Genomic DNA, 16,379 nt, shown 5'->3' with positions numbered 1-16,379 from the left:
CAAAAAGCCTGAACCTTAGAAAGGATTCTACTCCATCTAAGGTTCCTTAATCATAATTGGGGTTGGGATAGAAAAACTATTTTAGTCCCACTCTTTAAGTTTATCTACCATTTTTTTAATGTTTCCCATGTTTGAGTTTCGATCTTTTCCTCTGTTTTTCTTTTGCCATTCATAATAACTGGCAAATCCAATAAGACTCATACCGGCTACTAATAAATAGACCCACCAAGGTGCGTTCCCCCACAAAGGTTTTGTTTGAATAAATAAATTTAACAATAATACTCCACTTCCAATGAAAAAATAAGATTTCATTTTATAATGTAAACCAGCTATTAGTGAAATGAGAGATAATGTTCCTAAAATAATCGCGTCTTTCATCGTATAACTTAACTGAGCATCAACTACTAAAATAATAGATACAATCAGTAATGTTATAGTTTGAACCCATTTCATATGGTGATGATTTTGCTGCCAAGTTATTTTAGATAATACTACAGTCAACACGATCCAAGGTAATACATAACATTCCATTTCAATTATTTTAGGAAGTTTAACATTTAGAATTAAAATGTAATATGGATATAAAAGACTTACTAATGACAAAGTTTTTATTATTTTTTTTGTAAGAATAAGATTCACTCTTTTATTTTGAGAAAAGACCCAATAGACTGTTAATATTGCTGGTATTAACTGTATCCATAGTGGATCATTAAAATTAATAAATTGATAAGTCATAATAATATAAAATACTGATATGAGTGTGTACCAATCTAAACGTATATCTTTATTCCCATTGAATATTAAGATCCTCTTGTAACAAAATTCTCCTATCGTTTTTAATAATACAAATCCAATGACATAAACACCAATCATGATCGACTCATTAAACTGTATCTTGTACTGTACTAAAATAAAAACCGATAACAGTAATGGAATAAAATTTAATAAAGTCCATTTTCGTTGATGAAGCAAATAAAGTGTAAATAAAATATATATCATACCAATCACAACGTTAAGCAATTCCATGTTTGCATCAATAAGTGTCACAATTCCGATCATAGATATAGGGATTAGATAATAATCAATTCTCTTTCTCCAATCCATGTTTGCGATCAACCATGAAACCCCAATCATCATACTAGTAATAAAGAGAGCAAAATCCAATGGAATAATTGAAAAGTCAAAATAAATAATATTACAAACGACAAGTAAAAGAACAACGGTAAAGGACATATATAAAAAGAGCTTTCGTGTCCATTCTTTCTTAGAGGTCAATGTACTATAAATATAAGCCAATATCCCTATGAAAAGCACATTAGGATTTAATTGATTAAAGGTTAACAACAGAATGCTTGCAATAAGAGCAACTGGCAAATAAAGCTGTGCTGTCCAAAAATAATAAGGTTGAATGACAACATATTTTCTCCCTGCCCACTCGTAAATACTTAATAATATTATCGGAATCATCAATAAATATGTGGATATAAATAACCCGTTTTTAAAATCAAAGGTGGATAGCAATGACAACAAAAAGAGTACACTTGTAACACTAGAAAACAACCATAACTCCTTTATTTTTTTCAATCTAATCGCTAATAAAATATACATGCCTATACCTACGAATAACATAACAGGTCTGATAAACATCTCTTCTACTTCTATATGGAGCAACAAAAATAACCCAATAGTATATGAGATTTGTGAGAAGACAAATGTAGTAAAACCTAATTCATTTTCCTTCAGATTTTTCCAAATCCATTGGATCATTATTAAAGCAATCGCAATAAAGTTAAAATGAAAAGGGTATCCCAAAATGTGTTCATACTCTTCAATTTTATTAGTCAACAGATCATAACTAAATAACCCACTTAACAACCAAACAGAAGGGACTATATACGATGTAGTTTTTAAAACAAGTATATTTTGATTTGATTTATAGACTGCAAATATGATGAAGCCAAAAATAAACAACATTAAAGATAATTCAGTAAAATCTTCTTGAACTAAATCCACTCCCATCACAATGATCATCGTTAGAATAGAAATGATCAGGCTACTTATTTTAATGGTTGAAACTAAAATCCACTGATTAAAAAAATATAAAACTGAAAATATTAAGCAGGCATACCCAAACATATACCACTCAAAATACTTAAAAGAGAAAAGATCATATACAATTTCAAATGATTCATAACCAGCAACAATAATAAATATAGACGTCAAATATGAAAACAGTTTCAGCTTCGTCTTATAAGCAAGAAACAAGTAATTTAATGAAATTAGTATATATGCCAAAAACATAAATGCTGATGGTTGGTATATTTGAAGCAATATACCTTGAAAACTAATATAAATAAATGCACAAAATGAAATCATCGCACTCGTATATTCAAACATTTTCTTTAAGTATTGATCTTCTTTTAAAAGAATCTGTAAGCCAATAAACAAAAACCCTATGAGTGCAAAGAAAATAACATTAAATTGTAGTAAAAAAGAATTTTCAATGAATTGATATAAACCATAAACCAATAAGGCACTAAATACAAAATGATATTGTTTGGTTTGATATACAAATACCATAGATATATATAAAACCGCAGTTAATATCACGTTAAAACTATAAAATATAGCATTCTCAAATATCATCAACATCAAAAATGTACTTAAAACTAAATTTAATTGAGCATAATTCGGCAGTTCTTTAACAAATAATCGATATTTGTCTCGCTTGTTCCATTTGTGATATACATATAATAACATCGCATTATACAGCATGATCCCAAAATAAAAAGCATCATTAGTTAATTGAAACGAAGCTAATAAGAAACCAATACATAACGATGAAGTGATAAAACTAATCCATGCAAACATCCTGGATTTAAATTTTTGTGCAAGAAAAATATAAAGAGGTATACAAAGGAATGAACCTGTAAAAAGAAATAAATATTTACCTTCCCCTTTTAAAGAAAACCACTCATTTAATAATTGAAAATACCCTGCTGATAAGATAATAATTGGAATAAACAAACTGGCTAATGTTAAAAAAGCAAAAGCAGTTTTTTCAATTTTGAGGACTCTATATGAAAACCAACTTATGACAAAAAACAAAACCGATACAAAGGCTATAGACATCATTTTCACAAAACTCGCCATTAAACTCCAATTGCTTGTAGCTACATATAATCCGCTTATCAGTAGTAAAATAACACCTAAGATTAATGTCCAAGTAATGTTCTGATCTCTTTTTTGATCAGGTGTCTTTATTTTTTTAGGCTTTTGTGGTTTTGAGATTGGCTGAACTTGAACTGAATGATTTGTTAATTCAGAAGAATCTAAAGTTTTATCCAAGTCAGTTGAACCCATTTCTGTAGTTTTGTTTAGTTTGTTAAAATGACCTGTTGAAACATATCTTTGATGAGCATTTTTCACATTTTCATATACCTCATCTTGAATATATTTTTCATCATGTAAGACGTCTAATTCTTCATTAAATATTTCATTTCGTTCTTTTTTAGAAAAATGTTTCATAACTATCATCCTTTTAACATCATTTTAAACACCAAATTTGTATTATGGATGATATTATCATAGTAGGCTTTTGCTCATAAGTACTATCTTTTTGTAGTACCTAAGTTCTTAATTATTCCAAAAAAAACCATCACTTCTTATAAAAAAGTGATGGTTGATTTCTAACAAAGTTTGTTTCAAGTGATTACATCATTCCTCTCTATGATCAGGTGAAATAATCCCATAATATAATAAAGTCATAAATTGATCTCTAATTGCGTTGATATCAGTGACTCCAACTAAATTTTCTGGTTTTGCAAAAAACTGTTTAATACTCATAATAAATAATGTGAGCACATGAGGTGAAATGTCTTTACGAATCTGACCTTTTTTCTGTGCTTCAAAGAGAAAATGCTCAAACCTTGGGATAATTTCTTCTCTTTGATAACTTAGTAATCTTTGAGATTGTTGTGGATAATACTTGACGAGATCCATAATGAAGACTTGAGATATTTTGTCTGTACCTTCATATTGCTGTAATTCCATCAAGCCTTCTAACGGATTATCTTTAGCATGATCAAGCATCGTGTAAAAATCCTGAATGATTTCATCAACGATTTCGTTTAATACTTGCTCGATTAAACCTTCTTTATTTAGAAAATATTTATATATAGTCATTTTGGAAGCAGGAACTTTTTCTGCAATTTGTTCCAAGCTAGTCTCTTGCAATCCCTGCACCATAAAAAGCTCTTTTGCTGTTTTAAGAATTTGATCTTTTTTACGACTCAATGAAGGTTTCCTCCTATTACTATGTGTTCAAAGGGGACTTTTAACTTTCTCTTGTTGTTACATCGTAATATCTCTTCGTACAAATATTATATTACCTAATATAATACCTACAAAATAGATGCCTAATGTAATCAATATGCCTGGCATTGTCAAACTTGATTCCAGCACAATTTGTTTCGTTTCAAATACTGAAAATAGGCTGAAGTCTGCCATCCAATTCAACTCTTCATTTAACGAAGAAAGCATATTTAATAAAAAGGATACAAGTACGATCCCTACCCCTAACGAAATGGCAGCACGTTCAGAAGATAAAATTGAAGTTATAGCATATCCTACACCTGCAAAAGCTAAACTAATGAAATAGGCACCAAGCATTAACAGCATGATCGTTTTTACTGAATCAATATCACTAAATAAAGCACCAAATAATAATACTATGAGTAAATTCACGATGGAAATGATTGTAATTTGAATAAATTGAGCTAATACTTTATGCAAAAAAATACTAGTGCGGCTATATGGCAAAGTAAATAAAAATTCACCTGTTTGTTGATCTTTTTCTTTAGATATACTGGAAGCAGCCCATATTCCCGAGAATGCACCTAATAATAAAACGGTAAACATAAATGGCTCTCCTGCCATCCATCCTTCAAATGTAGTCATTAATTCAGCATCCATACCAAAAGCATCTAACAAACCTTGAGGCATCGTTTTTAACAATTCAACCATAAGTTCATTACTAAGATACATATCGGCCATTCCTGCAAACATTGCACTAAATAATAAAATAACCGCTCCACTGATTAAAAAGCTGCGTCGATTTAAAAATAATTCGTTTCTAATTAGGTTTGTTTTCATTGCTCTTCACCTTCTTCTTTTTCGTAATATTCCATAAACAACTCCTCTAAAGTAGGCTTGTGAATTGAAATATCTTGTATAGGATATTGAGAAATGTGCTTGAGTACGTTATGAATTTCTTTTTGTACCGTTAGATAATGAATCCCATTTTTAAAGCCTACTGCAGAGTCCATTTGCTGCAAACCATATTTTTCAATCAAGTTTCCTGATTCCATAAATTGTACCTCGATGGAGCGTTTTTTTGATTCTTGAATTTCACTCACTTTGGAAGTGCGAATAATTTCACCATTTCGGATAATTGCAACTCTATCACACACTTTTTCCACTTCAGACAAAACGTGAGTAGAGAAAAATATTGTCATGCCTGATCTATTTAGTTCTTTCAATAAATCAAAAAAGGAATGCTGCATTAAAGGATCTAGACCTGATGTCGGTTCATCCAAAATCAACAACTTAGGTTTGTGCAATAAAGTTTGTAAAATCCCTAATTTTTTTCGGTTACCCATAGAATAGGATTTCACTTTTTTAGACATATCAAAATTTAAGAGTTCAGCATATTGGTTGGTAGAAGTATCTTTTAATTGAATATCGTTCGCTCTAGCAGCAAATTCTAATACTTGTTTTCCTGTCATATCTTTATAATAATTAATTTCTGAAGGTAAATACCCTATCTTATTCCTCAAAGTATGCTGCTCAGTAGTAAGTGGTTTATTTAATACACTAATTTCACCAGATGTTGGTTTTATCAACTGCATTAACATGCGAATTGTAGTAGACTTTCCAGCTCCATTCGGTCCAATAAACCCAAAAATTTCTCCTTCCTTTACATCTAAGTTAATGTTAGAAACTCCTTTATGTTTTCCATAATACTTCGTTAAATTCTTGGTGGAAATTGCACTCATCAATCTCTCCTCCTTAAATTCATAAAATATACTTATTTTTAGTATAAGTATATTATATCATAATTATTATGTTGATAACCAGAAAAAATGTACTTTATTTTAAAATAAGTACATTTTTATTAGTGTGAGATCATTATTACGTTATTCTTAAAAAAGATATAACTCTACTTAAAGTACGTTGAGGAACATCTGTAATTATAGTCTTTTTTTTCGGGGGGTACGTACCTGTAAAATTACTTATTATATAAACTTTAGAGAAAATATTTTATTTTATGTAAATTATAAAATTTCGTTTATTGCTGCTTCACTCTTTCGTGTAAAAGTTATGCCCGCAGAGGTTCCATGTCAAGCTGCCCTTGAAATGGTACTAGCAAAAGATAGTACTATTTTTGTCTAATCAAACAACTTAGAATAGGGTTGAGAGAGAAATTCAAATTTCAGTTTAAAAGGAGGCATACACAATGAAAAAAATAATAATTGGAGTTACACTAGTAGCACTATTAATAGGGGTAGGAATAATAGGGATCACTAATACAGATTTAGTTGAAAGTATAAATAACGATTCGCTAGATAAAAAATTAGAAAAATACGTAGAGAAACAACGAACTTCCACAGAAGAGCATCTCAACCAATTGTCTTCTGAGGAGTTAGAGAGAATAGCAAAAGTGTACAACATTGATAGTGAGAATAAAACAACGGAAGAAATTATAGGAGAGATTATAGAAGCTGAAACAAAACAATTTGAAACTTGGATAGATGGACTGGATATCGAAGAAATGTCCGATGTGGAATATGAAAATTTCTTAGAAGAAACACGAATTGCTTCCAAGGAGAGGTTTAGCCAATTATCTTTTGAGGAGTTAGAGAGAATAGCAAAAGTGTACAACATTGATAGTCAGAATAAAACAACAGAGGAAATTATAGAAGAAATTGTAGAATCCGAAATAAAACCAATTGAGGACTCAGGTATACCTCTGGAGTTAATAATAGCTGCGGCAAAAGACCGTTTTGGCGATATTGAAGAAAGTTGGAAAGAAAGTTATGAATGAAGAAAAAGTTCATGCTATTAACATGTTAATTCAGATGATTGATGATCTTTTAAAAGATTTAAGAATAAGTAATCCTGAGTATCGGGTTGCTAGGGATATTGCAGAGAATCCAGTCATAAAAACCGTTTCTAATGCTCTCTCAATGAATGGAATGTATTTTGCACTTCCAACAGCTCGAGGAGTACAGGTGATATAAATAAAATTAAATACGTGAAAAGCGATTTACTCAAGATGCTAGAGTTAGTGATTTTATTTCTTTTTTTAACTCCCACAGTTCATCATCCCTAAAAATCAAGCGACTCACAGCAATCTAAGATATAAACATCTAAGATGCTGTAGGATTCCATAGATTTTCTTTACGGGTTTATTGATGTTTAGGAGGGCTTATTTGAAAAAATATGTTGCAATAGGGATGATAATGGTTTTCGTATTTTTGACACTCCCATTTTCAATATTGAGTGAGGGTTCAGATGATGAATTATATTTTCTAAGAGGTAAGATTAGATATTATCGGGGATTAGAACCCCCTTTACAGGATCTTTCTAAATTATTCATTTGATATAATTATAAAAAATAAAAAAAGAAGGTGCATTTTATTTCTATAGAGATTACAACCTTCTTTTCCTTTATTATTTCTTGTTATTCAATTACCTCATAAATAATAGGTAATTCTTCCACTTTTGCTGCAGATATTTTCACTGACTGCTGTATTAAGTCTAAACTATCTTGAACTTCTTTATTATTGCTATGTATCACTGCAATTACTTCACCAATAGAAACCTCATCGGCTACTTTTTTCTTTAATGTTATGCCAACAGCATAATCAATTTGATCTTCTTTTGTTTTTCTGCCAGCACCCAGATACATGGCCGCATAACCTATAGATTCTGCATTAATGTCTTGAATATACCCTGCTTGTTCCGCAATTACATTGATATGATACTTGGACTGAGGTAATTTTTCAGGTTGAGTAACTAGTTCTGAATCTCCACCCTGTGCTTCAACAAATTTTGCAAAAGTTTCAACAGCTTGTCCTGATTTTAATACTTCTTCAAACTGCTTATAAGCTGTATTAAAATCAGGGTATACTTGTCCGGCTACAGCCATATAAGATGCAAGTGTCAAACAAACTTTTGTTAATCTCTCTTCTCCTTTGCCTTTTAGAACCTCAATTGCTTCTTTCACTTCATTTGCATTTCCTATTTCAAAACCTAACGGTTGATTCATATCGGTGATTACTGCTATCGTTTTTCTGTTTAAATGATTTCCAATAGAAACCATCGTTTTTGCTAATTCCTTGGCATCCTCTAAAGATTTCATGAACGCACCTGCTCCAACCTTTACATCTAACACAATAGCATCTGCACCTGAGGCAATTTTTTTACTCATGATGGAGCTTGCTATCAAAGGCATCGAGTTCACCGTTCCTGTAACATCTCTTAATCCATATAACTTTTTATCTGCTGGTGTTAAGTTTCCACTTTGTCCAACAAGTGCCATTTTAAAATCATTTACATTATTAAAAAACTGCTCTTTAGTCAACTCGATCTTAAATCCTTCAATAGACTCTAATTTATCAACCGTACCTCCTGTATGACCAAGTCCTCTGCCTGACATTTTTGCAACCGGAACACCTACTGATGCTACTAATGGAACAACGATTAAACTTGTTTTATCTCCTACACCACCAGTTGAATGTTTATCCACTTTAATTCCTTTTATTCCTGACAAATCAACTTGATCTCCAGAACGTGCCATTTCCATTGTTAATTGTGAAGTTTCGTTAGCATCTAATCCTTGAAAAAATACGGCCATCGCCCAAGCTGACATTTGATAATCAGGGATGGTTCCATCCGTATACCCTTTTATCATGTATTGAATTTCATCTCTAGTTAAAGATAAACCTTCTCTTTTTTTAGAAATTAAATCAACCATTCTCATGTTAGTATATCTCCTTTGTTATGGTGTTGGTGTAAATAAAACACTTTCGTTAGAACCATCTATATTAACTTTAAATGTTCGATAGCTTTCTTGATTTTCTGTAAACAAAATGCCTTTATCTGTTATTTCTAAATCTTCAATGTACCCATTGATTAGTTCTTCATATGATTTTCCATTTGTTTTAACTTTAAATACTGTAGTGTAAACACTGATAGGACTTGCGTTTAAGGAAGATGAAGCATATATCCAATCGTTTTCTATTGATAATAGTAAATTAACAGATTTATCACTTATTTTTACTTTTTCTGAGCCATCCAGTTTTATTTTATGGAGCTTCCAATCTTCAATATAATAAATCCAATCGTTTAAAATCATGTAATTATTTGTGTTTATTGTAGTGAGTTTGGTCTGCTCACTTCCATCTTGTTTTATACGGTATAAATTTTCATGTTCACCATATCCAACATAATAAATCCAATCACCTAAAATCTTAGGGTTCTCTATGTCACTTGTTAATTTAAGCAAATCAGTTCCATCTAAATTAACTATGTTTGAACCCTCTTGGGAAGTATAAAATATTTTTTCATTTAAAATATAAAATTGGTAAACTTGTTCATCTGTAATTTTAGTCAATTGTTTAGTTTCCATATCATATTGGAACAATCTCTGTTGATCACTATCTTCAATAAAATACAACTGATCATTGTACATCTCATATTGTAATAACCTTTGATCAATTACTCTTACATTATTTTCACCCAATAATTCCGTCTCATACAGCTTGTTTTCATCAAGTGCATTTCTGTAGTAGATCTTGTTATCATAAATTTCATATTCTGTAACGGTTGAATCAACTATTTTGTTTATATTTTCACCGTTTAAATCCATTTGATATAACTTATTAAAATCATTGTTGTCTAAATAAAATAACAAATTGTTATGTACAAACAAGTTACTTATGTCTTTTTCTGAGATCTTTTTAGTTTCTCCGTCCAAATGATACAGCTCTTTATTTAGGAAAGCACTATAGTAAAATACCCAATCATCCCAAATTTCTATAAAATCAAGATCATATCCTGAAATGGAAATTTGCTCCTTATTGGTACCATCAAGCTTCATTCTCCATAAATTCCCCCCTATTCCTTCTGTACGATAATAAATCCAGTCTTGGGAGATTTGGAAAAACTGAATGTATTCATTAGAAACGATATCAAGCTCCAATCCATCCTTATTTATTTTATAAATATTGTTTTCAAATAAATAATAAATCCAGTCATCTAAAATTTTAAGATTTGTTACAGAATCCTTAGACACTAATAATCTAGATGAACCATCCGTTTTCATCTTATATAGATTTAATTCATTTGAACGATTTACATAATAGATACAATTTTCTTGAATCAAAAAGCTGTGTATTTCATCATCTGATAATACTACTTTATCAGTTCCATCTAACTTAACTTTGGTTAATCTATTCCGATCTGAAGCATCCACATAATAAACCCATGAATCTTGTACGATAAACTGATGAGTAGAATCACCTGTAATTTGTTCTTTATTCGATCCATCTGTATCAATCATGAAGATACCAAGCTCGTTTGATTGCGTATAAAGTATTTTCTCTTCTACTTTCGTCATATAATAAACTGCTTCATCCATTACTTTTTCTGGCTCTTGCTCTCCATTATGTAATACGTATAATTTCCAATCATCTAATTCATTCCTGAAATATGTATCGCTCCCATCATAGATGATGTTACTTGATTCAAATACATCTAAATTGTGTTCTGGTTGTATCGGGTGGTTGTTTGGAAGAGGTTCACCTGTTGGAAAAGGGAAAGGTAGGGGAAGGGTCCCCATTAGACTTTCCTCATCTTCTGTTTGAGTTTGAGGTGGTTTTGTTTCTTGTGTAGGAAATAACCACCAACCAATTAAACTAATAATGAAAACTAAAGCTAAAATTAGAATATAAAATTTTTTTTTATTTTTGACCTTCTCTTTATTCTTGTTGTCTTCAATTTCTTTATTTTTCATTTGTTTCCCTCTCCATAACCAGGTTACATTAGTAATTGCATCTTTATGTTTACATATTTTATGAATATCATTTCACTTATTATAGTTGTACGATTTTTCCATGTAAAAAGTTGCATTTAAATTTTATTTTTGGTCATTTTGAGGGAATTTATCATTTTTATCTTTATTACAATTTAGGAAGGATGCCTTTAACTAAGCCTAAAAACTGCTCTTTTACTTTTTCCGTTGTTTCCATTACTTCATCATGGGATAATGGTTGATCTAAGATTCCTGCAGCCATGTTACTAATACAGGAAATACCAAGCACCTCAATGCCAGCATGTTTAGCAGCTATCACTTCTGGAACTGTGGACATTCCAACTGCGTCAGCACCTAATATACGCAGCATGCGAATTTCAGCTGGAGTTTCATAGGAAGGGCCAAGTAAGCCGATGTAAACACCTTGTTGTATATTAATTTGTAAATTACTTGCCACTGATTCTGCAATCGCTCTTAACCTCTTGCTATAAGCTTCAGACATGTCAGGGAATCGAGCCCCTAATTCATTATCATTTGGTCCAATCAGCGGATTTTTACCTGTAAAGTTAATATGATCTTCAATTAACATAAGATTACCTGGTTCAAATGAAGTGTTAACTCCCCCAGCAGCATTTGTCACAACAAGTGTGTTAATCCCCAACGCTTTCATAACTCTAATTGGAAATGTAACTACTTCATCAGTATACCCTTCATATAAATGAAAGCGACCTTTCATCATTAGGACGTTTTTCCCTTCCAGCAAACCTATTACTAACTTACCGTCATGACCTTCAACTGTTGAAACAGGAAAATGAGGAATTTCTTCATATGGAATCTCAATCGCAGACTCAATTTGATCTGCAAGCACACCTAACCCAGAACCTAAAATTAATCCGATTTCGGGTGAATCCTTTAGTTTTCCTTTGATAAACTCTGCCGATTCTTTAATATACTCACTACTAAAGTTTCTTATTTCATTACCCATACCTTACGTCCCCCTCAAATTCTTCAAAATTTTTATTTTAAGCTTTCAAATCATTTAAAAATGATGTTCCGTTTTCTGGTTTTTTAACATTAAAATTCTCTGCTACCAAAGCACCAATATCAGAAAATGTTGAGCGAATACCTAGTGAATTTCCAGCTGTAAATGTAGGATTCCATATTAGTAATGGTACGTATTCCCTAGTATGATCAGTACCATGATGAACAGGATCATTTCCATGATCTGCTGTTATAATCAACAAATCTTCTTCTCCAATTTCGTCCATGATTTTTGGTAAATAAGTATCAAATTCTTCTAATGCCTTAGCATAACCAGCAGGATCTCGTCTATGACCATACAGTGAATCAAAATCAACTAAATTCGTAAAGACCATGCCATTAAAATCCTTTTTCAATACTTCAATTGTACGTTGAATACCATCTAGATTGCTTTTAGTTGGATAAGTTTCGGTCACACCTTCACCAGAAAAAATATCATTTATTTTCCCAATCGCTATACTGTCTTTATTTGCATCTTTTAACTCATTCATTACTGTACGGGCAGGTGGTTTAAGTGCATAGTCGTGACGATTGGCAGTACGTTTAAAATCCCCTGGTTCACCTATATACGGACGGGCAATGACTCTTCCAACTACAAATTCATCTTGTAAAGTCAACTCTCTTGCAATCTCACATGCTTTGTATAATTCCTCTAATGGGATTACATCCTCATGAGCAGCAATTTGAAATACACTATCTGCAGAAGTATAAACGATCCAAGCCCCTTCCTTCATTTGTTGTTCGCCCAACTCATCCAATATTTCTGTACCAGAAGCTGGTTTGTTCCCAATGACTTTTCTGCCAGTTTTTTCTTCAAATTGTTTTAACAATTCTTCTGGAAATCCATCTGGATATGTTTTAAAAGGAATGGTTACTTTTAGACCCATGATTTCCCAATGTCCAGTCATTGTATCTTTACCAACGGAAGCTTCCTCCATTTTCCCGTAATGTGCCAAAGGGTTTGACACTGCATGAATACCTTCCATTTGAGTGATGTTCCCTAAACCAAGCCTCTCCATATTAGGTATGGAAAAAGAAGGCACCTGTTCTGCTATATGCTGTAATGTATGTGCACCCTTATCTCCAAATTGTTCTGCATCTGGCATTTCTCCAATACCAACACTATCCAACACAATTAATGAAATACGTTTAAAGCTCATTTACAAAATCCTCCTTATGTAAGTATATTAGGTCATTTAAAATCCTATTTTCCCCTTCTTATTGTGATCTTACTACCATAAGTAAACATTCTCAAAATCCATTCGAATGGACCATATCGAAATTTTTTGAACCATACTGCACTTAACCATACCTGAACGCTATATATGATAATTGCTAATAATAATCCCAGGGCAAATCCAATTTTTCCATAAAGACCTAATCCAACATTATAAAATATAAAGACACAAATAACAGATTGAAACAAATAATGACTTAATGCCATTCGTCCCACTCTGCTTAAATGAATCCATATATTTTTAATAAAGTTCCTCTGAAATAATAATACAATAGATGTTAGGTAAAAGAAACTAAATAAAGGGTCACCGACCGAAATTCCTAAATAATACCAGAAAGTGTAAACAGAAAATGGCAACTCATTGATATGAGGATATGCCCATAACTTCACAATCTGTAATATAGAACCAAATATGAAACTCCAAATCCATATTTTTTTAAAAAGGTTAACATGATCACTCATTTTAGTAAAAATATTTTGTTTGCCAAAATATGCCCCTATTAAGAACATGGGGAAAATTAAAAATAATGAAGATATTATACCTAATGGAGCAACATAAAACCAGTCATAGACATTTTGTGAAATAATTTCGTAAATCGTACCTTCTCCATAATGAAGTACTGAAGTACTGATCTTGTTTTGAATTTCTATCATTTCTAATGATGAGTAATCACTTCCACCTTTTCCATTTCCATATTGACCCATAATCATAGCGGACCAATACATAAGAAAATTAAAAACGGCTACCAAACCAATTCCAAATGTCAAATATAGATTTGGTTTCAGATTGTTAAATAACAATAATATAAAACCAAGAAAGGCATATGTAACAAGTATATCTCCCCACCAAATAAACAAAGCGTGAATAATTCCAATCACTAATAAAGCAATTAATCTTCGACTATATAAAAGTGTTGGTTTATTTGCTGATTGCTCTACTCGATTCATAAATATTATAAACCCTATTCCAAATAAAAAGGAGAACATGGTATAAAACTTTCCTTGAATGAATACAACATATATTTTATCTATGTATGGGTCTAAAACGTGAGTCCATACTTGATCCACTAATAAATCATTGTATAGTTGGGGAGATTGAAAATAAGGCATATTTGAAATTAATATCCCCAAAATAGCAAATCCTCTTAGAATGTCTAAAATAACCAATCGCTCCTGAGGTTGCGTGGGTAGTTTTTTTTCAAAAATACAAACATCCTCTCCTTTCTATTTATCATTCACATCATTCTTAAACCTTCCAATTTTAATATTATAGCATTTCTGTGATTTGAAAATCACCTCATGTCATTTTCATGAATCACAAAAATGCCACAATAATAGGATATAACTTAAAAACAAATCAAGTTATACCCTTCACCCACGCGTCATTTTCATATCCTCTTACTTCCCAATATCCAAGATGTTCTTCCTCTATTAATTCTATTGTTTGAAGCCATTTCACTGATTTGTATGCATACATTTGAGGAACAACTAACCTCACAGGACCACCTAATTTCTGTGGAATTGGTTTTCCATCCAATAAAACAGCTACCATCACATCATCTAATCTAGCTTGTTCTAAAGATAGTGCATCTGTATATACTCCATCTCCTGAATATAACTTGACGTATTTTGCTTTTTTAGTTACACCTACTAAATTTAACAATTGAGATAGTGGTATCCCTTCCCATGTATTGTTGTAAACAGACCATCCAGTTATACAGTGGAAGTCACTCACTTGGACTTTTCTTGATATTTTCAGAAACTGTTCCCAGTTCCATGTAAGTTCTTTATTAACCAATCCTGTTATTGTAAAAGCCCATGTATCTGATGAAAATGATGGAATTTCTGTAACCGTATAAACTCTGTAATTCCCCTGACTTCCTCCTCCAATTACCTTCTGAGAATCAGGTAGTGGTCTAGGTGCTGGTAGCATTCGATTACCATCTCCAGCATTGAATTCAGTTAAATCCGAACCTCCTGTGTCCAACGTTTTTTTTATCCAACGATAAAAGGATGGACCAATTCCTATTACTAACAATGTACTTACAGAGACTCTTATGAAGCTGCGACGAGAAATAGGGGATTTTTCTAACCAAGCTGCAATGCGTTTTTGAATATCATTATCCAAATCCTTATTTTCTTGATCTGATTTTACAACCTGATTTTCTTTCTTAGTTATTGTTCGTTTTTTATTTAACCATCTTAGCCTTGTGATGGAATGATAGATCACATATGGAATTCCAACCCAAGTTAATAAATCATGATAAAACAACGCTGTATTTGTCCATGCAGGCGGCAAATTTTTATATTGCCATAATACTAATCCTGATATGCTCCATCCTATTATAAGAAATAAAACAACAGCTAAATTAAATTTCTGATTTATTTTTTTTCTTAGCTGTTTTGTATGTTTAAATAGATAAGGTAAATATAACACCAGTAACAAAATGGATATAAACCCAATATAAATGTGAAACTCCTTGAGAATTGTTCGAACTAACCCTAAATCACCTCGGATGGAGGGGATATATAATACCCCTCCGGTGATGGCTAAAATCAATATAACCCAAGCATTCCATTTATGAATATTTTTTAGTTTTTTTCCATAAGGAATTTTAAACCAATTAAAATTGTTTTTCATTTATATCACATCCAATATTAAGATTTGGATAATTCAGCATAACCAAAATCTACATCAAATGCTTTACACCATATAACCACTTTATCATACTCAGTTAAATCAACCCCTGCTGGAAGTAAGTAGTTCTGATCTCCAACATTCCCCTTTAGTTTCTCTAATCTAATACCATCCGAAGTTTCCTCACCAGATTTAGCTAGATAGACATATAAATCAGGACCATTTGTTGCTTCAAAATTTTCAAAACGTAAATATACACCATCATCTGTATTTACAGTAAATACATCACCAGAAGCTGAGTGACTACTATCAGCATCTACAAAACTTCCAGAGAAACTAAGATCGACCATTTCTTTATCTTTCAT

Annotated in this window: 13 protein-coding genes; 2 read left to right on the top strand and 11 right to left on the bottom strand. The window is 31.6% G+C overall.

Translation table 11 applies throughout. The features are described from left to right. Positions 1-81: 81 nt before the first annotated feature. The 4 genes from ERL59_RS15870 to ERL59_RS15855 form a co-directional block, all read right to left on the bottom strand. Positions 82-3,528: an SCO7613 C-terminal domain-containing membrane protein gene (locus ERL59_RS15870; protein ID WP_160647217.1), complete on the bottom strand. Its 3,447-nt coding sequence runs from the start codon at positions 3,526-3,528 to the stop codon at positions 82-84. Positions 3,529-3,717: 189 nt separating this feature from the next. After that, positions 3,718-4,296: a TetR/AcrR family transcriptional regulator gene (locus ERL59_RS15865; RefSeq protein WP_160647216.1), complete on the bottom strand. Its 579-nt coding sequence runs from the start codon at positions 4,294-4,296 to the stop codon at positions 3,718-3,720. 57 nt (positions 4,297-4,353) lie between these two features. Beyond that, positions 4,354-5,154 (bottom strand): ABC transporter permease subunit, encoded by an 801-nt coding sequence (locus ERL59_RS15860; protein WP_160647215.1) that lies wholly within the window; start codon positions 5,152-5,154, stop codon positions 4,354-4,356. Beyond that, positions 5,151-6,056, bottom strand: coding sequence for an ABC transporter ATP-binding protein (locus tag ERL59_RS15855; RefSeq protein ID WP_160647214.1), 906 nt, complete (start codon positions 6,054-6,056; stop codon positions 5,151-5,153). Before ERL59_RS15855 ends, ERL59_RS15860 begins: the two co-directional genes overlap by 4 nt. A gap of 461 nt (positions 6,057-6,517) precedes the next feature. On the opposite strand from ERL59_RS15855, the gene ERL59_RS15850 reads away from it, so the two are divergent. Further along, positions 6,518-7,105 (top strand): hypothetical protein, encoded by a 588-nt coding sequence (locus tag ERL59_RS15850; RefSeq protein WP_160647213.1) that lies wholly within the window; start codon positions 6,518-6,520, stop codon positions 7,103-7,105. Further along, the gene (locus tag ERL59_RS15845; protein ID WP_160647212.1) at positions 7,098-7,301 is read left to right on the top strand and encodes a hypothetical protein; all 204 of its coding nucleotides are present in this window, start codon (positions 7,098-7,100) and stop codon (positions 7,299-7,301) included. The genes ERL59_RS15850 and ERL59_RS15845 overlap by 8 nt, the downstream gene beginning before the upstream one ends. Positions 7,302-7,744: 443 nt before the next feature. On the opposite strand, the gene ERL59_RS15840 is transcribed toward ERL59_RS15845, so the two are convergent. The 7 genes from ERL59_RS15840 to ERL59_RS15810 all read right to left on the bottom strand — a co-directional run. Continuing rightward, positions 7,745-9,046, bottom strand: a complete 1,302-nt coding sequence (locus ERL59_RS15840) for a pyrimidine-nucleoside phosphorylase (protein ID WP_160647211.1) — start codon at positions 9,044-9,046, stop codon at positions 7,745-7,747. Between the two features lie 18 nt (positions 9,047-9,064). Next, positions 9,065-11,080: a DUF5050 domain-containing protein gene (locus tag ERL59_RS15835; RefSeq protein ID WP_160647210.1), complete on the bottom strand. Its 2,016-nt coding sequence runs from the start codon at positions 11,078-11,080 to the stop codon at positions 9,065-9,067. A 166-nt stretch (positions 11,081-11,246) separates the two neighbouring features. Then, positions 11,247-12,083, bottom strand: coding sequence for a purine-nucleoside phosphorylase (locus ERL59_RS15830; RefSeq protein ID WP_160647209.1), 837 nt, complete (start codon positions 12,081-12,083; stop codon positions 11,247-11,249). A gap of 37 nt (positions 12,084-12,120) precedes the next feature. Beyond that, on the bottom strand, positions 12,121-13,299 hold the full coding sequence (gene deoB / locus ERL59_RS15825; RefSeq protein WP_160647208.1) for a phosphopentomutase: 1,179 nt from the start codon (positions 13,297-13,299) through the stop codon (positions 12,121-12,123). A 44-nt stretch (positions 13,300-13,343) separates the two neighbouring features. Further along, positions 13,344-14,507 carry a DUF418 domain-containing protein gene (locus ERL59_RS15820; protein WP_160647207.1) on the bottom strand — a complete coding sequence of 388 codons (1,164 nt, stop codon included), beginning with the start codon at positions 14,505-14,507 and terminating at the stop codon, positions 13,344-13,346. Positions 14,508-14,733: 226 nt separating this feature from the next. Further along, positions 14,734-16,017: a molybdopterin-dependent oxidoreductase gene (locus tag ERL59_RS15815; protein WP_160647206.1), complete on the bottom strand. Its 1,284-nt coding sequence runs from the start codon at positions 16,015-16,017 to the stop codon at positions 14,734-14,736. Between the two features lie 17 nt (positions 16,018-16,034). After that, a partial coding sequence (locus tag ERL59_RS15810) for a DM13 domain-containing protein (RefSeq protein ID WP_160647205.1) occupies positions 16,035-16,379 on the bottom strand: 345 nt, incomplete at its 5' end.

This window comes from Chengkuizengella marina (genome assembly GCF_009910845.1).
Lineage (GTDB): Bacteria > Bacillota > Bacilli > Paenibacillales > KCTC-33759 > Chengkuizengella > Chengkuizengella marina.
Note: the sequence above shows the minus strand (reverse complement) of the source record. Positions and strands in the feature narration are given on the sequence as shown.

What these genes read in the sequence shown, in the direction of transcription:
- ERL59_RS15870 (WP_160647217.1), bottom strand. Translation starts at nt 3,528, where the DNA reads ATGAAACATTTTTCTAAAAAAGAACGAAATGAAATATTTAATGAAGAA.
- ERL59_RS15860 (WP_160647215.1), bottom strand. Translation starts at nt 5,154, where the DNA reads ATGAAAACAAACCTAATTAGAAACGAATTATTTTTAAATCGACGCAGC.
- ERL59_RS15855 (WP_160647214.1), bottom strand. Translation starts at nt 6,056, where the DNA reads ATGAGTGCAATTTCCACCAAGAATTTAACGAAGTATTATGGAAAACAT.
- ERL59_RS15850 (WP_160647213.1), top strand. Translation starts at nt 6,518, where the DNA reads ATGAAAAAAATAATAATTGGAGTTACACTAGTAGCACTATTAATAGGG.
- ERL59_RS15845 (WP_160647212.1), top strand. Translation starts at nt 7,098, where the DNA reads ATGAATGAAGAAAAAGTTCATGCTATTAACATGTTAATTCAGATGATT.
- ERL59_RS15840 (WP_160647211.1), bottom strand. Translation starts at nt 9,046, where the DNA reads ATGAGAATGGTTGATTTAATTTCTAAAAAAAGAGAAGGTTTATCTTTA.
- ERL59_RS15835 (WP_160647210.1), bottom strand. Translation starts at nt 11,080, where the DNA reads ATGAAAAATAAAGAAATTGAAGACAACAAGAATAAAGAGAAGGTCAAA.
- ERL59_RS15830 (WP_160647209.1), bottom strand. Translation starts at nt 12,083, where the DNA reads ATGGGTAATGAAATAAGAAACTTTAGTAGTGAGTATATTAAAGAATCG.
- deoB (WP_160647208.1), bottom strand. Translation starts at nt 13,299, where the DNA reads ATGAGCTTTAAACGTATTTCATTAATTGTGTTGGATAGTGTTGGTATT.
- ERL59_RS15815 (WP_160647206.1), bottom strand. Translation starts at nt 16,017, where the DNA reads ATGAAAAACAATTTTAATTGGTTTAAAATTCCTTATGGAAAAAAACTA.